A 20,145-nucleotide genomic window follows, 5' to 3' on the forward strand; every position below is an offset into this window, starting at 1 on the left:
ATAATCGTGAAGCGATTTCTGTCGGGTGACAGGTTTGTTACCGGGGTGCTACCACGTGAAACAATTAGGTTTCGCAAACCACACTGAGCTGCAGGTAGGGGGCTTACGCTGGTGATTCGTGCTGTCCGAAAGAGCCCGGGCGACAGTAGGGTAAGTGCTTGTGAGTCAGATTGCGGCAGGGCCGGGGCGCCCGAGGTTGGTGGAACAGCGCCGCCGTGGGGCAACCGCCCGCGATGAGATCCTCGACGCCGCAGCTGAGTTCTTCACGACGCGCGGGTACTCGGGTACGTCCACCCGCATGATCGCCGAGGCCGTCGGAATCCGGCAGGCTTCGCTCTACCATCACTTCAAGACCAAGGACGACATCCTCGAGGCGCTCCTGCAGGACACTGTGCTCGCGCCGCTCGAACAGGCGACGGTACTACTCGATGCCGACGGATCAGCGCTGGATCGGCTGCAGCAGTTGGCCCGCTTCGATGCCGGACAACTTGCCCGCTCGCGCTGGAACCTCGGTGCGCTCTACCTGTTGCCAGAGCTGCGGACTGAGCGGTTCGCCGAGTTCCGCAGTGCCCGAAGCGACTTGGCGCGGATCTACGCCCAGCTGGCCGGCGAGGTGCTCGGCAACCAGACCGATCCTCGTAGGCACTTGCCGTTCCGGCTCGTCGAGTCGGTGATCAGCATGCGGTCCGACGAGATGGTCGGCGCGCTGGGGGCGGATTCTCTCGAGGACTTGGTGACGGTGCTCGTCGAGAGCGTCGAGCCGGTCCTCACCTAGTACCGCGAGTCGACAAAAGCACACCGTTCAGTCAAAAGCACACGTTGGAACGTGTGCCTTTGACCGAACGGTGTGCTTTTGTGGGATCAGGCGCGCCAGTCGGCCGTGCGTTCCGGGGTTGCCTGCGCGAGTGCTTCTTTGGTGGCTTCGGCGTCGAAATCTTTGCCGTACACCGGGGTTCCGGGCTGCTGGCGCCACGACTGCGCCAAGGATCCGGCGTCGACCGGATCGAAACCGAGTTCGTCGACGAGGGCCGACACGATCTTCTTGGCCTCGGCGTCATCACCGGCGATGGGTAGTGCGATCCGGCCCTTCGTTCCGGGCGGGGTCCCCTTCTGCAACAGGTGCTTCCAGTAGATGCCGTTGAAGACCTTGATGACGGGCTCCTTCAGAACCTCCGAGACCCACACGCTTTCAGGGGTTCCGTCTTCGATGGCAGCGATTTTCCCATCGCGTTGCTGTGGGTAATAGTTGTTGGTCTCGATCACCGGCGCTCCGGGTTTGCGGTTCGCCACGATTCCCGGTGCCAGGTCAGGTGTGTTCTTCTGGGGAATACTGACGATCACCAGATCTGCGTCCTGGGCGGCGTCCTTCGCCCATACCGCTTCAGCACCGGTTTCGGCGGCCAGTTCGGCAAGGGTCTGCGGATCCCGCGAATTGGCGACGCGCACCTCGTGACCCAACTGCGTCAGGCGACGTGTCAGCGTTCCGCCGATGAAACCTGCACCGATGATCCCGATTTTCACAGCTGCTCCTTGTTGATAGACGATTCGCGATGGTTCAACCCGTCCGGTCGCCGGATCATTCCACTACTACCGGCGCTACAGCACCTGGTCGGGCATTGCGTCGTGCACGAGTAGTGCGATCTGAACTCGGTTGTTGAATCCGAGTTTCTCAAGAATGTGGGAGATGTGTGTCTTGACGGTGGCGACGGAAACGTGCAGGTCGGCGGCGATCTCGGCGTTGGACATACCGCGCGCCACAGCGATCGCCACCCGTTGTTCTCCGGCCGTCAACTGGTCGAACTGCTGGGTGCCCCGGCTGTTCCGAGCGTCGTGCTGGGTATAGCGCTGGATCAGTTTTCGGGTGATTGCGGGCGAGAATATCGGCTCGCCTGCGGCCACTTTGCGCAGTGCCGCGATCACATCGCGCGGTGGCGTGTCCTTCAACAGGAATCCACTGGCGCCGGCCCGTAGCGACCGCAGCACCAGATCGTCGGCGCTGAAGGTGGTCAGCATGATGATGTGCGGAGGGCGGGGCAGTGCGCGCAGTGCCGCGGTGGCATCGAGCCCGTTGACCTTCGGCATCCGGATGTCCATGAGGACCAAGGTCGCGGCGGTCTCGCGGACGAGCTCGGTCACACCGACTCCGTCTGCGGCCTCACCGACGATCGTGATGTCGGGCTGACCGGTCAGCATCGTCCGCAGTCCCGCACGAACCAGCCACTCGTCGTCGATCAACAGGAGCCGGATGTCCGTGTCCAACCCGTCGATCACCTCGGGCATTCTTCCTCCCAGGGCAGCCGTGCAGTCAGCACGAAGTTCCGGTCGATGATGCTGTGCTCGAGCGTCCCCCCGGCCAGTGTCACGCGTTCATTCAAGCCGACCAGCCCCGACCCGGTTCCCGGGATCGATGGATGCGGGTGCAGGTCCGCGTTCAGCGGCTGCGAGATGGTGACCGTCAGCCCGAACCCGGGTGACCCACCGATCCGCACGGTCACCGGCACGGCTCCGGCATGCTTGCGGGCATTCGTCAGACCTTCCTGGACGATGCGGTAGGCAGCGCGACTCACCACACCGGGCACCATGTCCACATCCGCGATGTCGACGGTCGCCTTCACCGGACTTCCGGCCAGTTCTGCCTCGTCGAAGAGCTCGCCGATCGTGGCCAGGGCCCTGGTCGGCGCGGCGAGATCGTCGTCGGTCTCCTCGCGGAGCATGCCGATCACATCCCGCAGATCGACCAGCATCTGATGGACTCCGGCGCGGATCACACCGGCGGCGCGGCTGATCTCATCCGGCGAGGCGTCTGGCCGAAACTCGAGTGCGCCCGCGTGAACCGATAGCAGACTCATCCGGTGCGCGAGCACGTCGTGCATCTCCCTGGCCAAACGTTCACGTTCGGTGGCGCGGGCGTGTGCGATCCGCTCGCGTTGCTCGGACTCGACGTTGCGGGCGAGTTCGGCGAGCGAGATGAGCAGCTGACGACGATTGCGCACCATCGTTCCCCAGCCGAGCGCCGCGACAGTGAGCAACACCGAGAACGCCAGGACCACGGGCCAGGAGTCCTGCTCGGCATCGGGGTACAGAGCATAGTTCGACATCGCGGCACCGATGCCAAGTGCGCCGATCGCAAGGGAATAGCGCAACGGTCGGTGCACAGCGAGCGAGAAGAGGGCCAGGAACGCAGGTCCGGTGATGAACGTGGCAAACCCGGATGCGATGGTGAGGATCAGTGCGATCGCGACTGGCCACCGACGGCGCCAGGCCAAGGCGATGCAGCCGAGTAGACCGACAGCGATGTCGGCAAGGAGGAGCGGACCCCAATTTTCGACACGACCACCAATGGTGAGACTGCCGATCCCCGCGGCGAGTAGCACCATGATCACATCGATCGCGATGTCGCGGTTGGTGCGCCGACCCATCAGCGGATGAGGGTCGGCCTCGAGGGTTTCGCGCACTGCACCGGGCACCCATGCCGGACGTGCGGGCAGGCTTTCCCAGCCGTTGATCTCCGGTGGTGCATCGGCGCGACTCATCTCTCGATGTTCTACTGTCACGCTCGGCAACGCATCAGGCGAAAGTCTGAACAGTCGCCGCGAAGCGGTGCCCGCGATTACTTTTCGGACGGGTAAGGGTCTGCACTTTCAGAATTGTCGACCAGAACACCCAGATACGGAGTACCCGCCAATGTCCCGCATGATGTTCCTGAACACCACGGCCACCGACATCCCTGCGACCCGAACGTTTTTCGCCGGGCTGGGATTCGAGTTCAACGACACGTTCTGCGACGAGAACACGCTGTGCCTGATCGTCAACGACCTGACCTTTGTGATGTTTTTGACCCCGGCCCGGTTCGAGGACTTCATCACCGGTGGGATCACCGACACGAGTAAAGACCGTGAGGTGTTGATCGCGGTGTCTGCCGAATCGCGCGAAGCCGTTGACGCCTTGGCTGACAAGGCACTCGCGACCGGAGGTTCAGCCTGGATGGACCCGCAGGATCACGGCTTCATGTACGGCCGTAGCTTTCTCGACCTGGACGGTCACGTGTGGGAGGTCAGCTGGATGGATCAATCGGCGATCGAGGGCTGAGTGGCAGCCGTCTGGGTTGTCGGCGATGCGGTGGCCGGCAACCCGAACCGGGCAAAGTCTTCGACCATCGTTTCAGAGAAGAAAACCACGACATGCGCGACACCGCCCCGGGTGATGTCGAGAACCTGTAGCTGAAAAGGGCGATGTACGCCGTCCTCTGGATCGCGCATGTACAGCCCGAAAGCAGGCTGGCCATTGGCGGTGGTGGGGAGGAGCACCATGTCGTCGGCTTTCTCGGCCGGGCAGTTGTGTTCGATGAGCCTGCCGATGACAGCCGGGCCCTGGTACCAACCGGTGAACGGCGGCATCTCCCAGATCGCCTTGTCGGTGAAGAGTGCCACGATGGCGTCGATGTTGTAGGTCTCGAAGGCCTCGACCCACTTCTGCAGCATTTCCCGTTGCGCCTGGTCATCGGGTTCGGTGATGGAATCGCGTTCGGGTGACACCTCTTTGAGCTGGGCTCGCGCCCGCTGCAGGAGACTGTTGACCGTTGCGGTGGTCAGGTCGAGGGTTTCGGCGACCTCTGCCGCCCGCCACTGCAACACATCACGCAGGATCAACACGGCCCGCTGGCGCTCGGGCAGATGCTGGAGCGCGGCGATGAAGGCGAGTCGAATCGATTCGCGGGCCCCGACGATGGTGGCCGGGTCCGCGGTCTCGGAGAGCGTCTCATCGGAGTCGGCGAACGGCTCGAGCCAGGGCACCTCGTTGTCTTGCAGTAGAGGAGCCTCTGGATCGTACGAATCGCCACCGAGGCCGGAAGGCAATGGCCTTCGCTGCTTGGAACCCAACGCGGTCAGGCAGGTATTGGTGGCGATCTTGTAGAGCCAGGTGCGGACCGAGGCGCGGCCGTCGAAGTTGGAGTACCCACGCCAGGCCCGGATGAAGGTCTCCTGGAGCAGGTCCTCGGCGTCGTGGTGCGAGCCCATCATCCGATAGCAATGCGCCAGCAACTCACGACGGAACGGTTCGGTGACTTCCAGGAAGTCGGAGTCCGCTGACGTCTCAACAGTCATGTGGCACAGATTACGGGAGCAGTCGGACACCGAACAGCCCAAAAGGGCATGATCGGTCAGTTGTTCCAGAATCCTTCATGTATTTCGACGGCCTCGGGCATCGGGACCGGGCCGTGCACCGCCGTGGGACGCTGGCCGGCCGCGAAGACCTCGCGACAGGGCAGCGCCATCGTCGGATTGTGCTCATCGGCCCCGGTGATGGTGGCCAGGTCGGCCTCCGACAGGGCGTAGACGACGGTCCCGATCCCGGCCCAATAGACCGCACCCGAGCACATCGCACAGGGCTCGGCCGAGGTGTACATGGTCATCGTGGCGAGTTCGGCGGGCGTGAACCGGCCAGAGGCCATCCGGGCGAGATTGGTTTCCGCATGTCCGGTGGCGTCCCGTCCGGTTTCCACCGTGTTCTGTGCCTCGAAGACAACTTCTCCCGTGCTGGTGGCCAGCAATGCACCAAATGGGTGATTCCCGGATTCACGGGAGAGTCGGGCCACCGCAACAGCGCGGCGCAACAGGTGGTCGTCGATATCGCTCATGGATATCAGTGTGCCGGGTGTGGCCATTGGTGTAGTGGTTGAGGGGTGATTCGAGTAGGGACTTCCGGGTGGGTGTATCCGCCTTGGCGCGGTGAGTTCTACCCGCCGGGCCTGGCGCAGCGTCGTGAACTCGAGTACCTTTCCCGCACCTTGAATTCGGTCGAGATCAACGGTTCCTTCTACTCGTTGCAACGCCCTACGAGTTATCAGAAATGGGCGCAGCAGGTTCCCGACGACTTCGTGTTCGCGGTGAAGGGGCCCCGATTCATCACGCATATGAAGCGCCTTGTCGATGTCGATCAACCACTTGCGACGTTTCTGGCCTCGGGCGTCCTGGCGTTGGGCCCCAAGCTCGGACCGGTGCTCTGGCAACTGCCCCCGAACCTGCCGTTCGACCCGGAGGTGATCGCCGCGTTTGCCGATCTGTTGCCCCGGACCACCGCGGAGGCCGCGACGATGTCGCAGGGCCACAGCGACAAGGTCGACGGACGCGCCTGGACGACAACCGATGCCGATCGCCCGTTGCGGCACGCGATGGAGGTTCGGCACCCGAGCTTCGACACACCGCAGGTTCCAGAACTCTTGCGGGAGAAGAACATCGCACTGGTCTTGGCGGATTCCGCGGGCAAGTTCCCGGTCATCGACGAGGTGACCGCGGACTTCGTGTACGCCCGGCTGCACGGTGAGCACGAGTTGTACACCAGTGGATACACCGACGATGCCCTCGACCGGTGGGCGTCGCGTTTTCGGGAACGTGCGGCAGGCAGTGACGTCTACGTCTATTTCGACAACGACGCCAAGGTGCGCGCACCCCACGACGCGCGGGCACTGCTCGACCGGCTCGGGTGAGGCACCGGGTAGCGTTGTCGGTCAGCGCACTCGGTTTGTGAACGGCGCCAATTTTTTCAGGATGTCGGTATGACTTGAGGTGCTCTGATGATCGACCGACTCGACAGGCTGCAAAGACGGCATCCGGTCCTGGGCTTCGGCATCGCTGTCATCTACAAGTTCGTCGATGATCAAGGTGGCTATCTCGCGGTCTTGATCACCTATTACGCTTTCCTGTCGTTGTTCCCGTTGCTGCTGGTGCTCACCACCACGGTCGGCATCGTCCTGGAGGGCAATCCCGAACTCCAACGAACGGTGATCGATTCGGCACTGAGTCAGTTCCCGGTCATCGGTGATCAACTCGGAACACCGCAGGAACTGAGCGGCGGTGTCGCCGGCATCGTCATCGGTCTGATCGGCGCCCTCTACGGTGCCTCCGGCATCGGGCAGGCCACCCAGAATGCGATGAACACGGCGTGGCAGGTGCCGCGAAACAGCCGGCCGAATCCGATCCTGTCGCGGGCGCGAAGTCTGCTGTTGCTCACACTCATTGCGCTGGCGCTCGTCGCGACGACGGTCCTTTCGACATTCGGTGGGCTCTCGGGTCCGCTGAACATGTGGCAGAGCATCGTGGTGGGTTTGGGTGCGGTACTGACCAACTCGATGATCTTTGCCGTTGGCTTCCGGCTGAGCACAACATCCAAGAGCGTGAGCTATCGCGATGTGTTGCCGGGCGCAATTGTCATGGGCGTGGTGTGGCAGCTGTTGCAGACCTTTGGAGCGGTCTATGTGACGGGTGTGGTCAGGAACGCCAGCACCACGAACAGCGTCTTCGCGGTGGTGTTGGGTCTACTTGCGTACTTCTATCTGGCGGCAATCGCCGTTGTCATATCCGCCGAGATCAACGTGGTGCGCAAACACCGGCTGTATCCCCGGGCATTGCTGACCCCGTTCACCGACAACGTCGATCTGACCCGGGGCGATCGAAAGACCTACACGCGGCAGGCGAAGGCCCAGCGGGCCAAGGGATTTGAGCAGGTCACGGTCACTTTTGAGAAGCCTAATCAGGCGGACGAGAAACATGAAGGTTAGCAAAAGCAATAAAGTCTGATGCAGGAACTTACGCTGCAGTAAGTTCTTATGCACCACGCATCAGTGTTAGTGATCAGAAAGGCTCCACGAAAAATGGGGATGAAGACCCGTGTTGTTTCTTCGGCCGCAGCGATAGCCGCCACACTCACCCTCGGTGTCGCACTGGCCGGCCCGGCCGCTGCCGAGACCATCGATCTCGAGGTCGATTACACCGCCAACACCTCGACCGTCATCAAGAAGCTGAATCAGAAGGTCGACTTCCCGGCGACCCCGCTCGTCACGACGCTGAGCCTGGATTACCCCAGTCTCGAAAAAGGCACGCTCAGTGGCCGGCTGAATCTCCCCACCACCAGCACCGACCTCAAACTCGGACCACTGAACCTGGCAACGATCACGATGTCGATCGTTGATCCCTCCGAGGTCACCGGCACCGCGGCGATCGACCTGGAGACATTCGACGTGAGCCTGAAGGCTCAGCAGAGTTTCAAGATCAAGATCGACAGCATTCAGCCGCTGGGCATCAGCACCGGTTCGGCAAATCTGAACCTGCTCTCCCCGAAAGCGAACTGTGTGACGTCGGTGACCACGGCCAACCTGAGCGGCACGGCCAACCTCAACGAGGGTCTCGACACCGTCCTCAGTGGCACCTACGAGATCCCGGCGTTCACCGGCTGCGGCAACCTCGTCGGCCCCGTGCTCAACTCACTGGTCTCGGGCCCCGGCAACACCCTGACGGTGGATCTGAAGACCAACACAGACGGCGCCGCCACCTCCATGCTCCGGCAGGCAGCGAGCAGCTAGACCGGAACCTTCGGGCGAACCTGCAAACAGCTCATGCCCATGCACACCTCGGTGCGCATGGGCATGAGTGGTATTCGGGCGATCAGATGACTCCGTGTAGCGGCGGTGGTTCGCCGTGGAGCAGGGTGCGTCCGATGTGCTGATACTTCCAACGCACAGGGTCGTGCAGGGTGTGGGTCCGGGCGTTGCGCCAGAAGTGGTCGAGTCCGAGATCAGCTGCCGCGCTGCGTGTTCCCGATACCTCGAACAGGGCCGACGACACGTCGTTGGCGGCCCGGTCCGCGACGATCTTGGCCGTCGCGACCGCGATCGACGCCTCGGCCGCACGCTCGACCGCGTTCTCCGCGGTCGCCGAGAACGTCTCGTCCACGGCGTGTCCGGCCACAGCCAATGTTGCTTCGGCCGTGCGGACTTCGACGGCGAGTTCGCCGAAACGCTGGATCAGCAGCGGATCGTCGATCGCCCGATCAACGCCGGCCTCGAACCATGGCCTGCTCTTTGTCCGCGCGAAATCGGTTGCGGCGCGCAGGGCGCCACGTGCGATACCGGCGTCGATCGCAACATGCAGCAACTGGGCAAACGCGCCGTAGCCGGCCGGGGCATCGATCGCCTTCGCCCGCGCCACCAGCTGCTGCGGTTGCACGGTCACGGCTTCGAAGGAGATCGTGCCACTGCCCGTGGTGCGCTGTCCGATGCCGTTCCAGTCGTCCACGATGCGGACCCCGGCGATATCGGCGGGTATGAACGCCACGTATTCGCCGGGCTCCAGCCCTGATTCACCGTTCGGGTCGTCCAGCCGTGCGAGTACCGCCAGCGTGTGGGCGTACAGGGAACCCGTGCAGTAGAACTTCGAACCATCGAGCTGCAGGCTTCCCGAAACGGGTTTGATCGTTGTCGAGATGTCGGCAATCGTTTTGCCACCGCGCTCGGACTGCGCGTTGGCGATGCGACCACCGCCGAGGACATCCGAGAAGATGTCCCGCTGCTGGGTCGGAGTACCGGCCAGCCGCAACAGATTCAGATACACGAAATGGCTGTGTGGGATCTGCGCGATATTCGGATCGGCCGTGGCCAGGATCCGGACGATCTCGGCCACGACGCCGGGCGTCAGGTCGGCGCCACCGAACTGCGTTGGCACGGTGATCGCCAACAGTCCGCTGGCCGAGAGCTCGTCGATCTCACGGTGGGGGAGCTTGCGGTCACGGTCACGGCCGGCGGCCCCGGTGGCAAAATGTGCCGCCAGGGTGCGTGCGGTTGAAAGTGCCTGTTCCGCAGAGTCGATGCGGGTTGCGATCGCGGTACTGCTCACGACGCGTTGACACCGGCTGCTTCGTCCGCCGCTTCGATTTCACGAACCAGCGGGAGCACCTTGGCACCGAAGTACTCGATCTCTTCCTGGAAGTGCAGGAAGCCGCCGAGTACCAGGTCGACCCCGAGACGCTTGTAGGCGACGATTCGTTCGGCGACCTGCTCGGGGGTGCCGATGAGCTTGGTCTTGAAACCGTCGTTGTACTGCACGAGATCCTCGAACGAGGAATCTGCCCACATGCCCTTGTGGTCAGAGGTAGAAGCGCCTGCCTGCTGTACCGCGTCACGGAAGCCCTCAACCGCAGGACGGTTGGCCTTCGAGATGATCTCGCGGAGGGTGTCGTGTGCTTCGGCCTCGGTGTCCCTGGCGATGATGAATCCGTTGAGGCCGAACTTGACCTCGCGGTTGTGCGCCCGGGCCACGGCCCGCAGATCCTCGACCTGCTCGGTCACACCGTCGAAGTCCTTGCCGTTGGAGAAGTACCAATCGGCGTACCGGCCACCGTTGTTGCGGGCCGCGGTGGAGTTACCGCCCTGGAACAGTTCGGGATTCGGGCGCTGTGGGGTGTTGAGCGGTTTCGGTTTGAGGGTGAAGTCGCGGATCCGGTAGAAGTCGCCTGCGTATTCGACGTTGTCCTCGGTCCAGATCTTCCGGATCACCTCGAGGAACTCGGCACTGCGTCGATAGCGTTCATCATGTTCGAGCCACGGTTCGCCGAGCGCCTTGAACTCACCGGAGAACCATCCGGACACCACGTTGATCGCGAAGCGACCGTTCGACAGGTGATCGGCAGTGGCACCGAACTTGGCGAGCACTGCGGGATGCCACAGTCCGGGATGGACCGCCGCGATCACCTTCAGTTTCTCGGTCGCACCGAGCAGTGCAAGGCTGAAAGATGTTGATTCGTGCTGGAACTCGGCACCGTACGAGGCCATGTAGCGCACCTGTGACAGGGCGTACTCGAAGCCGTTGTTCTCGGCGGTCCGGGCGAGCTTCTTGTTGTATTCGAAGTCCCAGCCGGTGCGCTGTTCGATGTCGCTGGTGACCAGGCCGCCACTGACGTTTGGCACCCAGTACGCGAACTTGATCTGGTCGGAAATTTTCTCGGTGGTCATGGGCTCTTCTCCGGATGTTGTGGCGGAAGCAGGGTTTACGAGGCGCTGGCCGGCTCGTACGAGCTCAGGAACGCGCCACGCACTGGTTCGCGTGCGTGATCGTCGCCATCGAGCAATCCGCGCCGGATCAGACGCGGACGTACGCCTTCACCGAAGTGGTAGGCCTCTTCGACGTGCGGATATCCGGAGAGGATGAAGTGGTCGAGGCCGAGTGCGGCATATTCTTCGATCCGGTCGGCAACCTCATCGTGCGACCCGACAAGTGCGGTTCCGGCGCCACCGCGGACCAGGCCCACCCCGGTCCAGAGGTTGGGATAGATCTCCAACGAGCGGGCGTCGGTGGTCGAGTTGAAAATAGCTCCACCGCTGTGGAGTTCGAGCATCCGCTTCTGTCCTTCGGACTCGGACTGCGCGAGGTTCTTCTGGGCACCGGCCACCACCGCCGGATCGAGGGCTCCGAGGAGTCGATCTGCCTCGGCCCATGCCTGTTCGGAGGTGTCGCGGGAGATGACGTGCAGCCGGATCCCGTACGTCGGTTCGCGGCCTTCGGCGGCGGCGAGTCCGCGGATCCATTTGAGCTTGGCGGCGACGGCGTCGGGCTTTTCGCCCCAGGTCAGGTAGGTATCGGCGAACTTCGAGGCCACAGCACCCGCAGCAGGCGAAGATCCGCCGAAGAAGACAGGGGGCAGCGGATCGGGGCGCCGGGCGAGCTGTGCGCCCTGTACTCGGAGGTGCTTGCCGGTGAAGTCGACGGGTGCGTCCTCGGTCCACAGACGTCGGACGATGTCGAGGAACTCGCCGCAACGCTCGTAGCGGGCGTCTTTGGAGAGGAAGTCGCCGAAGGCGCGCTGCTCCGACGCTTCACCGCCGGTCACGACGTTGAGGAGCAACCGTCCCTTGGATTGCCACTGGTAGGTGGCAGCCATCTGCGCCGCGAGGGTCGGGCTGGTCAGCCCTGGACGCATAGCGACCAGGAACTTGAGGGTGTCGGTGGTCTCCAAGAGCATCGCCGTCGACAGCCAGGCATCCTCACACCACAGGCCGGTCGGGGTGAGGACGGCTTCGAAACCGTTGACCTCGGCGGCGCCGGCAATTTGGTTCAGATAACGCAGGGTTGCCGGGCGATCGCCTGACATGTCCGAACCGTGACCACCTGCCATCAGATTCCGGGAGTCGCCATATGTCGGCAGGAACCAATGGAAATGCAGGGACACGATAGGTGCCTTTCTCTTGGAAACGGGGAACGTCTCTTGGAAACGAGGAACGCAACTCAGTGTGGGCTGTATTCGGGATTCGTTTCCACAATTTCGTTCGTCGTGATTTCAAGTCGACGTGGAGGTCGGCGCCGGGGCTATTGTCGCCGGTGAGCTGCGCTGCAGCCGGGGTTCGACAGGTCGCCGCAATCAGTTCGCGTTACCTGGTGCCCATCGGTGGATCGTTTGCAGCCCGGTTGTGTCACTGCTATGTTTGCGCCTATGTCGAGCGCAGGTCACCACATCCCGGAGGTCACTTATATGACCACCGCACTGGGATGTCGTCTGCCGTTTGCTCGCGTCCTCTGTTGTCGAATGTCCTGATCTGATCTCGCCGCGCTCGCGGCATTTTCCGAATCTGACAACTTCCCGCGCTGGAGAACCCATCGGTTCTCCAGGTGCGATCATTCGACGAGGACATCCGATGACTGCAACACTTGATCACCGCATCACTTCTGGCTCCACCCCCACTCGCTCCACCGTCACACGTCCGTCCGAGCGAAGCGGTTCGCGACCTCTGGTCGGTTCCCGCGTCACCGCGCCAGGGCGTCCTGCCCGTCCGCTGGGTGTTCCCGGCCCGAAGAAGGCACCCAAGATTCACATCGCGAACCCGCAGCTGCATCTGTCGACCAAGCCTGCAGCGGTTGTGCTGCGGGCTGCGCGTCTTCACGGACCGGTGTTCCGGGACGCGGCATCAAGTGCCTCAGGACTGAGTATCTCGACCGTGAACCGGCAGGTCAGCGCGTTGCTGAAGTCCGGTCTGTTGCGGGAGCGGGCCGACCTGGCACCGGCAGGTGCCATCGGGCGCCCACGGTTGCCCTTCGAGCTGAACACCGCTGATTTCTTGACCGTTGGCATCCACATCGGCCTCAAGGTCACCTCGATCACCACCCACGACCTCTTCCATCGTGTTGTCGGTGCCATTCAGATCCCGACGCCGGTTGCGGACACACCGGAACAGGCTTTGACGTCGATTGGTCTGAGCACCAAGCGTTTCTTGTCTCGCTGGCCGAACAAGAAGATGCTGTGGACCGGCGTTGCGCTTGCCGGCCGGGTCGACAAGGCCGGCCGTAACACCCACCCGCGACTCGCCTGGGAATCTGCCCCGGTCGGCGAGGTACTCGCGTCGGTCATCGGTCTGCCGATCTCGGTGGCCTCGCACGTGGAAGCCATGGCCGCCGCGGAACTGCTGCTCAACCCCCAGGCCGAACTGCTGGTGGACCCGGCTGAAGAGGGCGGCAGCTTTGTCTACTTCTACGCCCGTGAATCGGTGGGTATCGCGTTCACCGTCGGCGGCAGCGTCTACACACCGGCAGGCGGACCGCCGGAGATCGGTCACTTCCCGGTCGGGAAGACCGCACTGCTCGACCCCACGGGGACCGGACAACTCGAGTCGACGGTCAGTGACACCGGCATCGTCGATGCCGCGATCGCTGCCGGCCTTGCGATCGCCAACGTCGACGAGGTGCACCAGTTGGCGGCCGAGGGACACGAACTCGCTCGCGCGATCCTGGCCGAGCGCGCAGCGGTCTTGGGCCGTGCGGTCGGTCTGATCGGGGACATCTTCAATCCCGACCACGTTGTCCTCGGCGGCCAGGCATTCACCGATGCTCCCTCGACGCTTCCGATGGTCGCCCAGGCCGTCCGTGAAACGTCTGTCGCTCCGCGACGCGACGTTCGGGTGTCACGTTCCGGCGCAACAGTTCAGCAGCAGGCAGCAGGCGCGGTCTCACTCGATGCGATCTACAGCGATCCCATCGAAGCGCTCGCACGTACCGCGTAAACCTTCCGCCGAGCGACCCGAAAAACCGCCGAGCGGGCCGAAATCACCTGCGTAACCGCATTATTGGCACGGTCAACGGTGATCAGGACACGCTCGACGGCTTGACCCGACGATTTGGTTGGTCAGTCGGTGGTGCGCTTGTGGTACGCGAACAAGGCGAATGGGGCGAAGATCAGGGTCAAAGCCACTGACCACAGGACCGTTGCGAGTTCAGGATTCTGCAGTGGCCAGGGTGCCCCGGCCGGAGCAGTCGGGCCGTTGCCCCATAGTTCACGCATGGCCTGCACCAGTGCCGAGATGGGATTCCACTCGGCGATGGTCCGCAACCATGACGGCATCGGGGCAGTCGGCACGAATGCGTTGGACAGGAACGTGATCGGGAACAGCAATGTGAACATGACACCGTTGACCGCTTCGGGTGATCGCATGATCGATCCGATGAGGATCCCGAACCAGATCATCGAGAAGCCGAACAGTAGTACCAGCGCAAATGCCAAGACTGCCTTGAGGAATCCCTCGTTGATGCTCCACCCGATCAACAGGCCGGTGATGGCCATGACCACGATGCCGATCGATGAATGGATCAGCGCCGCCACCGATCGGCCGACGAGCACCGATGATCGCGACATCGGTAGCGACCGGAACCGGTCGATGATGCCCTTCTCCAAATCGTTCGTGAGACCGAGTGCCACGATGAATGCGGAGAATGCGATCGTTTGGCCCATGATCCCGGGCAGCAACCACTCCTTGTAGTCGAAGCCCGAACCGGGATTGATCGATGCCCCGAAGACGTATGCGAACAGCAACACGAACATGATCGGCTGCACCGTCACATCCGACAGCATCTCGGGTTGGCGTTTGGTGTGAATCAGGTTGCGTCGCACCATGACCAGCGATTCCCGCAGTAGGTCGGGGCGTCCTACTGTGAAATCGCGGGTGGCCTGCTTGCCGGTTGTGCCTGCAGCGGTGGTGGTCATCAGTTGGTCTCCTCGGTGTCGGCATCTTCTGCGCGATGCCCGGTGAGTGAGAGGAAGACGTCGTCGAGGCTGGGGCGGGTCAGTCCGATGTCGTCGACCTCGATTTCGCTGCGTTCGAAGATCCCGGCGATCTTGGTCAGGTCGGCGATCCCGTTGGCGGCGGCTGTCAGTTGCCTGGCCGACTCATCCACGAATACCTCCCCGCTGTTCTCACGGAGGAGGCGTGTCGCTTCGGGCAGGTCGCCGGATCTCGACACGGTGAGCACCAGACTGGCCTTGCCCGCCTGCTCTTTGAGTTGCAACGGAGTGCCGGCCGCGATGATCTTGCCCTTGTCGATGACAACGATGTCGTCGGCGAGTTGGTCGGCCTCTTCGAGGTATTGCGTGGTGAGAAGCAAAGTGGTGCCCTGCTTCACCAGTGAGAGCAGAACGTCCCAGAGTTCTTGGCGGCTCCTCGGATCAAGACCGGTGGTCGGTTCGTCGAGGAACAGGACCGGCGGTGACGCCAACAGGCTGACCGCGAGGTCGAGTCGTCGGCGCATACCGCCGGAGTAGGTCTTGACCACCCGATCCGCGGCGTCACTCAGGGAGAACTGTTCGAGCAATTCGTCGCCCGACCGCCGGACCTGTTTGCGGGGCAGCCCGTAGAGGCTGCCGATCATCCACAGGTTCTCGCGGCCGGTCAGCAATTCGTCGACGGTGGCGGCCTGGCCGGTGAGCCCCATCCGGCTACGCACCAGGTCGGGGTTCTCGATCACGTCGTAGCCCGCGATTCTGGCGGTGCCCGACGTCGGCGTGCTCAGAGTGGTCATCATTCGCACGATGGTGGTCTTTCCGGCACCGTTCGGGCCGAGTAGACCCATGACCGAGCCGGGGGGAACGTTGAAACTCACCTCGTCGACAGCCCGGACACCATCGAACTCTTTGACCAGATCGATGGCCTCGATGGCGTAGTCGGTTGCTATGGCGGTGGAGGTCATGTCCGCAACGGTAGCGACGTGGTCTGACATAAGGCCAGTGGTTTTATTGCCAAGCGCCGTGGTTTTACTGCCGAGTACTGCCACTGGGATTCCCCCTGTTGTTGGTTGGCAAGGTGTTGATGCCGATCCTCCGACTTCAAGTGGACATGAAGTCAAGGGCAAAGCGTGATCCCTTACCGGTCATGTCGTGGTGGATGACGAAAATCCGGCGGGTGTGATCAGGATTCGAGGACTTGATGCAGTTTGATCATTGCTCCCCAGGGATCACCGATGGTGGCAAGACGTCCGTAGGGGGTGTCCTCGGGTTCGGTGATCACTGTGCCGCCGAGTTCGGTGGCCCTTGCCGCGGTTGCGTCCGCGCTCTCGACACCGATGTAGATGGACCAGTGCGACGGCACCTCCGGCGGCAGGTACTTCGATGCGTCCATGATCCCGGCGTATCCCTCGCCGGGTCCGGCCCCCGGCAATGCCAGCTGACCGTAGCGGAACTCGTCGGTATCGCTGACGGTCACGAAGGGGCGCTCGAGAACTGTGCTGTAGAACTTCACCGCGGCGGCGTAATCAGTGGTCTGCAGCTCGAAGTAGCAGGGCGCGCCGACCTCGTTCTCGAGTTCGAATCCCTTGTGTTCTTTGGGTTCCCAGAAGCCGAAGACCGCGCCGTGGGGATTGAGGCCAGGTGAGGTCTCGGGATTGCTCCCACCATCGGTCACAAACGTCATCAGCCCCAGTTCTCCGATCTCCATCGGCTCGAAGAGGAGACTGCCACCGGCCTCGGCGACCTTTTTGGCGGAGGCATTGATGTCGGATGTCTGGAAGTACATCCCCCAGAAGTCCGGTGTGTCGGGCGCCATTTTCGGGCCGATGCCGGCGATCCGCTTGTCTTTGTAGGTAGCTGTGGCGTACCCGCCGAACTGTTCGTCGGGTTCGGTGCAGTCCCAGCCGAAGAGTTCTTCGTAGAACTTCGCGGCGGCGACGGGCTCTGAGCTGGACAGGTCGAACCAGACGGGCACGCCGTCGGGTCGGGAGTCGATGGCAGGCATGGTGTTGGTCTCCTCTTGGCGGGGGATTCGAAAGCTTCACAGGCATAGACCAGGGTGCGCGCGAAAACTCATCGCGACGAGGGAAGTCCGCATATGCGGCTGCCGAGGCTTGACAGAACCGCAGCCGCGGACGAATCTCAGTGGGTGACCGACCTGCGAATCCGTCAAGCCGCCGAACTCCTGGGGATCAGTGACGACACTGTCCGGCGGATGATCGCCACCGATGAATTGTCGGCCCACACCGACGCCTCGGGTCGGCAAGTGGTCGACGGTGCCGAGCTGGCGAAACTGGCCAGCGAGCGGGCGCCGGTGCTGTCCTCATCCGATGCGCCAGTCGCGCGGTCGGCTCGCAACCGCTTCGTCGGTCTGGTCACCGAGGTGAAGTCGGATCCGGTGATGAGTCAGGTGACGATGCAATGCGGTCCGTTCGAGGTCACGTCCTTGATGAGTACCGATGCCGTGCGTGAACTCGATCTCAAACCCGGCTCGGTGGCAACAGCGGTGGTCAAGGCCACGAACGTCATCGTGGAAACGAGGTCCGCCGAATGAGGTCGAGAATCTTTGCAGTGTTCGCACTGTTCCTGTCGGCGGCGCTCCTGGTGGCGGGATGTTCGTCGAGCGATGATGACAACTCGGCGAGTGGCACCGGCAGCGATGGCGCGGACAAGGTCACTCTCACCGTCTTTGCCGCGGCGTCGCTGAAGAAGAGCTTCACCGACCTCGCAACGCAGTTCTCCGAAGACAACCCGAATATCGAGGTGAAGTTCAGCTTCGACGGATCTCAGGTACTTGTCACCCAGATCCAGCAGGGTGCCGATGCGGATGTGATCGCGACCGCCGATGAGAAGAACATGGCGAAACTCGGTGAGGCGGTGAGTGATCCGCAGACATTCGCCACCAATACCCTGACCATCGTCACCCAACCAGGCAATCCGAAGAACATTCAGGGTCTGGATGATCTCACGAAAGATGATGTCAGCACAGTGATCTGCGCGGTCGTCGTGCCGTGTGGCAGTGCCACCGCGAAGGTCGAGGAGAACACCGGAATCGACATCACACCGGTCAGTGAGGAAACAGCGGTGACCGGTGTGCTCACCAAAGTGCAGACCAGGCAGGCCGACGCGGGACTGGTGTACGTCACCGATGCCACCGGTGCCGGCGATACGGTGACCGCCGTAGCCGATCCCGCCTTTGCCTCGGTGGTCAACGCGTACCCGATCGGTGTCGTCGCTGCGAGCAAGAGGAAACAAGCGGCGCAGAAGTTCGTCGACATGGTGCTCGGTACGCAGGGGGCCGCGCTCCTCGAGGCGATGGGCTTCGGTCCTGCGCAGTGAAAACCAGTGGACTGAAAGCTGTTCCGGCCTGGCTGTACATTCCGGCCGTGATCGGCGTGGCCCTGGTGATGCTGCCGCCGATCGCACTTGCCACCAACACGCCGTGGAGTGACTTCTGGGAGAACATCACCTCTGATGTCTCACGGGACGCGCTGTTGCTGAGCCTTCGGACCGCGATGATCAGCACCGTGTTGTGCATCGTGCTGGGTGTGCCGATGGCGATCGTTTTCGCCCGGAGCACCGGTGTGGTCATTCGACTGCTGCGCTCGGTGGTGCTGTTGCCGCTGGTGCTTCCGCCGGTGGTCGGTGGTATCGGATTGATCTATGCCTTCGGCAAATTCGGTCTCGTCGGTGAACATCTGGTGGCGATCGGTATCGATATCGCATTCTCGACCACCGCGGTTGTGCTCGCTCAGACCTTCGTGGCGCTGCCCTTTCTGGTGATCAGTCTCGAAGGTGCGTTGCGCAGCGTCGGCAGCCGGTATGAACGGGTGGCGGCCACATTGGGGGCATCGCCGACGCACACCCTGTGGAAAGTGACCATGCCGCTGGTGTTTCCGGCGTTGCTCTCGGGGATGGTTCTGGCTTTTGCGCGGGCGCTCGGTGAATTCGGTGCCACGATCACTTTTGCGGGCAATCTGCAGGGGGTCACCCAGACCGCGCCGCTGGCGATCTACGTGGAATCGATCAGTGAACCGGAACAGGCCTTGCCGCTCTCGATGGTGCTGGTACTGGTGGCGCTGCTGGTGGTCATCGCCGTGCACCTGCGCGATTCTCATCGGGCGGTTGCGATATGAGCGGGCCGATATGAGTGGGGATCTTGTTGCCGAATTACGCAGTGACGTACCGTTTCTGGATCTGCAGCTGACAGTCCCGGCCGGTGCCACGGTGGCCGTCCTCGGTCCGAACGGCGCAGGCAAGAGTACGTTGATGAACCTGTTGGCGGGTCTGCTCAAACCCGCATCAGGGACGATAGACGTCGGCCGGCATGAACTCGTCGGCCCGAAAGTGTTTGTCCCGCCGCATAAGCGTGGTGTCGCGATGCTCTCGCAGCAGGGCATGCTCTTCCCTCATCTGACCGTCCGGCAGAATGTCGCGTTCGCTCCGGCGGCGGCACGGCTACCCCGATCCGAGGTGCGCGCGCGAACGCAGCGGTGGCTCGAAGCAGTGGATGCGATCGACCTGGCAGATCGCAAACCGTCACAGTTGTCGGGTGGACAGGCGCAGCGGGTGTCGCTGGCCCGGGCATTGGCGGCCGATCCGGCGCTCCTGCTACTCGACGAACCGTTCAGCGCACTCGATGTCGATGTGGCGCAGCGTATCCGGGTGCTGTTGCGAGGCATCCTCGCTGATCGTGCTCGCACGACAATGCTGGTGACCCATGACATCGCCGATGCGGTCACGCTGGCGGACTCGGCGATCATCCTGGGCGATGGCAAGGTCGTGGACCGTGGTCCGATCCGTGAACTGCTCACCAGTCCGGCGAATCAGTTCGCGGCGCAGTTGGCCGGACTAAACCTCGTCGCGGGGCGCTGGGACGGGGATGCTCTCGATGCCGGGACCTTCGGAATCACCGGAATGGCCGACACCCCACTGACCGTCGGCGACCCGGTCATGGCCGCATTTTCGCCGACCGCGGTCGCGATCTACCGGACGCCGCCGAGTGGAAGTCCTCGCAACGTCGTGAAAGCCGTTGTCACACGGATTGTTCCGCAAGGTGATCTGGCCCGGGTGGATGCCGGTGTTGACACCCAGGCGGTCGCTGGAGTGATCACGTGGTCGGCTGTTGCCGACCTCGACCTGGTTGCAGACGACGAGGTCTACCTGGTGATCAAGGCCAGCGAGGTCACGCTGTACCACCCGCGCTGACGGCCTCCGGGCGGCCGCTTCGCCGCTGAGACCAGGGGCCCAGAGGCGCTGAGTGATTGACATCACCATTCGACGCGGGCTAAGTTCATTGAACTGATATCAGTTTGAGTTTTGGTTCCCGCTGTT

At 62.8% G+C, this 20,145-nt stretch carries 21 protein-coding genes; 10 read left to right on the plus strand and 11 right to left on the minus strand.

Annotated elements, in window-relative coordinates; translation table 11 throughout:
• Window positions 1-160: 160 nt before the first annotated feature.
• Window positions 161-775, plus strand: a complete 615-nt coding sequence (locus tag AC56PL_RS13410; protein ID WP_495514157.1) for a TetR family transcriptional regulator — start codon at window positions 161-163, stop codon at window positions 773-775.
• An 86-nt stretch (window positions 776-861) separates the two neighbouring features.
• On the opposite strand, the gene AC56PL_RS13415 is transcribed toward AC56PL_RS13410, so the two are convergent.
• From AC56PL_RS13415 to AC56PL_RS13425, 3 genes are read right to left on the minus strand one after another with little or no spacing between them, the layout of a single operon-like run.
• Complete coding sequence (locus tag AC56PL_RS13415; protein ID WP_497154305.1) at window positions 862-1,545, minus strand: NADPH-dependent F420 reductase; 684 nt, start codon at window positions 1,543-1,545, stop codon at window positions 862-864.
• A 51-nt stretch (window positions 1,546-1,596) separates the two neighbouring features.
• Window positions 1,597-2,280 carry a response regulator gene (locus tag AC56PL_RS13420; protein ID WP_497154129.1) on the minus strand — a complete coding sequence of 228 codons (684 nt, stop codon included), beginning with the start codon at window positions 2,278-2,280 and terminating at the stop codon, window positions 1,597-1,599.
• Entirely contained in the window at window positions 2,268-3,533 is a 1,266-nt protein-coding gene (locus AC56PL_RS13425) for a sensor histidine kinase (protein ID WP_497154130.1), read from the minus strand. Before AC56PL_RS13425 ends, AC56PL_RS13420 begins: the two co-directional genes overlap by 13 nt.
• A 151-nt stretch (window positions 3,534-3,684) precedes the next feature.
• On the opposite strand from AC56PL_RS13425, the gene AC56PL_RS13430 reads away from it, so the two are divergent.
• A complete protein-coding gene (locus tag AC56PL_RS13430) occupies window positions 3,685-4,089 on the plus strand; it encodes a VOC family protein (protein WP_497154131.1) in 405 nt (134 codons plus the stop codon).
• On the opposite strand, the gene AC56PL_RS13435 is transcribed toward AC56PL_RS13430, so the two are convergent.
• On the minus strand, window positions 4,068-5,105 hold the full coding sequence (locus AC56PL_RS13435) for a sigma-70 family RNA polymerase sigma factor (RefSeq protein WP_497154132.1): 1,038 nt from the start codon (window positions 5,103-5,105) through the stop codon (window positions 4,068-4,070). The genes AC56PL_RS13430 and AC56PL_RS13435 overlap by 22 nt on opposite strands.
• Window positions 5,106-5,161: 56 nt before the next feature.
• On the minus strand, window positions 5,162-5,638 hold the full coding sequence (locus AC56PL_RS13440) for a nucleoside deaminase (RefSeq protein WP_497154133.1): 477 nt from the start codon (window positions 5,636-5,638) through the stop codon (window positions 5,162-5,164).
• Window positions 5,639-5,683: 45 nt separating this feature from the next.
• Between AC56PL_RS13440 and AC56PL_RS13445 the strand changes: the two genes are divergently transcribed.
• From AC56PL_RS13445 to AC56PL_RS13455, 3 genes are all read left to right on the plus strand, one after another.
• Entirely contained in the window at window positions 5,684-6,487 is an 804-nt protein-coding gene (locus tag AC56PL_RS13445; protein ID WP_497154134.1) for a DUF72 domain-containing protein, read from the plus strand.
• An 87-nt stretch (window positions 6,488-6,574) separates the two neighbouring features.
• Window positions 6,575-7,558, plus strand: a complete 984-nt coding sequence (locus AC56PL_RS13450; protein WP_495514165.1) for a YhjD/YihY/BrkB family envelope integrity protein — start codon at window positions 6,575-6,577, stop codon at window positions 7,556-7,558.
• 99 nt (window positions 7,559-7,657) lie between these two features.
• Window positions 7,658-8,359 carry a hypothetical protein gene (locus AC56PL_RS13455; protein ID WP_497154135.1) on the plus strand — a complete coding sequence of 234 codons (702 nt, stop codon included), beginning with the start codon at window positions 7,658-7,660 and terminating at the stop codon, window positions 8,357-8,359.
• Between the two features lie 82 nt (window positions 8,360-8,441).
• Here AC56PL_RS13455 and AC56PL_RS13460 read toward each other — a convergent pair whose 3' ends face one another.
• Genes AC56PL_RS13460 through AC56PL_RS13470 form a run of 3 tightly spaced genes read right to left on the minus strand, consistent with a single transcriptional unit; the run spans window position 8,442 to window position 11,997 of the window.
• Window positions 8,442-9,668 carry an SfnB family sulfur acquisition oxidoreductase gene (locus AC56PL_RS13460; protein ID WP_497154136.1) on the minus strand — a complete coding sequence of 409 codons (1,227 nt, stop codon included), beginning with the start codon at window positions 9,666-9,668 and terminating at the stop codon, window positions 8,442-8,444.
• On the minus strand, window positions 9,665-10,783 hold the full coding sequence (gene sfnG / locus AC56PL_RS13465) for a dimethylsulfone monooxygenase SfnG (protein WP_495514168.1): 1,119 nt from the start codon (window positions 10,781-10,783) through the stop codon (window positions 9,665-9,667). The genes AC56PL_RS13460 and sfnG overlap by 4 nt, the downstream gene beginning before the upstream one ends.
• A 35-nt stretch (window positions 10,784-10,818) precedes the next feature.
• Window positions 10,819-11,997 (minus strand): LLM class flavin-dependent oxidoreductase, encoded by a 1,179-nt coding sequence (locus AC56PL_RS13470; protein WP_497154137.1) that lies wholly within the window; start codon window positions 11,995-11,997, stop codon window positions 10,819-10,821.
• 463 nt (window positions 11,998-12,460) lie between these two features.
• Between AC56PL_RS13470 and AC56PL_RS13475 the strand changes: the two genes are divergently transcribed.
• Window positions 12,461-13,819: an ROK family protein gene (locus AC56PL_RS13475; RefSeq protein WP_497154138.1), complete on the plus strand. Its 1,359-nt coding sequence runs from the start codon at window positions 12,461-12,463 to the stop codon at window positions 13,817-13,819.
• A gap of 122 nt (window positions 13,820-13,941) precedes the next feature.
• Here AC56PL_RS13475 and AC56PL_RS13480 read toward each other — a convergent pair whose 3' ends face one another.
• The 3 genes from AC56PL_RS13480 to AC56PL_RS13490 form a co-directional block, all read right to left on the minus strand.
• A complete protein-coding gene (locus tag AC56PL_RS13480) occupies window positions 13,942-14,796 on the minus strand; it encodes an ABC transporter permease (protein WP_495514171.1) in 855 nt (284 codons plus the stop codon).
• Window positions 14,796-15,776 (minus strand): ATP-binding cassette domain-containing protein, encoded by a 981-nt coding sequence (locus AC56PL_RS13485; RefSeq protein ID WP_495514172.1) that lies wholly within the window; start codon window positions 15,774-15,776, stop codon window positions 14,796-14,798. Before AC56PL_RS13485 ends, AC56PL_RS13480 begins: the two co-directional genes overlap by 1 nt.
• 218 nt (window positions 15,777-15,994) lie before the next feature.
• Window positions 15,995-16,816 (minus strand): VOC family protein, encoded by an 822-nt coding sequence (locus AC56PL_RS13490; protein ID WP_497154139.1) that lies wholly within the window; start codon window positions 16,814-16,816, stop codon window positions 15,995-15,997.
• Between the two features lie 144 nt (window positions 16,817-16,960).
• Between AC56PL_RS13490 and AC56PL_RS13495 the strand changes: the two genes are divergently transcribed.
• From AC56PL_RS13495 to AC56PL_RS13510, 4 genes are read left to right on the plus strand one after another with little or no spacing between them, the layout of a single operon-like run.
• On the plus strand, window positions 16,961-17,365 hold the full coding sequence (locus tag AC56PL_RS13495) for a TOBE domain-containing protein (RefSeq protein ID WP_495514174.1): 405 nt from the start codon (window positions 16,961-16,963) through the stop codon (window positions 17,363-17,365).
• Window positions 17,362-18,150: a molybdate ABC transporter substrate-binding protein gene (modA, locus tag AC56PL_RS13500; protein WP_497154140.1), complete on the plus strand. Its 789-nt coding sequence runs from the start codon at window positions 17,362-17,364 to the stop codon at window positions 18,148-18,150. Before AC56PL_RS13495 ends, modA begins: the two co-directional genes overlap by 4 nt.
• On the plus strand, window positions 18,147-18,947 hold the full coding sequence (locus AC56PL_RS13505) for an ABC transporter permease (protein ID WP_495514176.1): 801 nt from the start codon (window positions 18,147-18,149) through the stop codon (window positions 18,945-18,947). The genes modA and AC56PL_RS13505 overlap by 4 nt, the downstream gene beginning before the upstream one ends.
• Before the next feature lie 10 nt (window positions 18,948-18,957).
• Complete coding sequence (locus tag AC56PL_RS13510) at window positions 18,958-20,019, plus strand: sulfate/molybdate ABC transporter ATP-binding protein (RefSeq protein ID WP_497154141.1); 1,062 nt, start codon at window positions 18,958-18,960, stop codon at window positions 20,017-20,019.
• Window positions 20,020-20,145 lie beyond the last annotated feature (126 nt).

It is taken from the genome of Williamsia sp. Y721 (assembly GCF_059683565.1).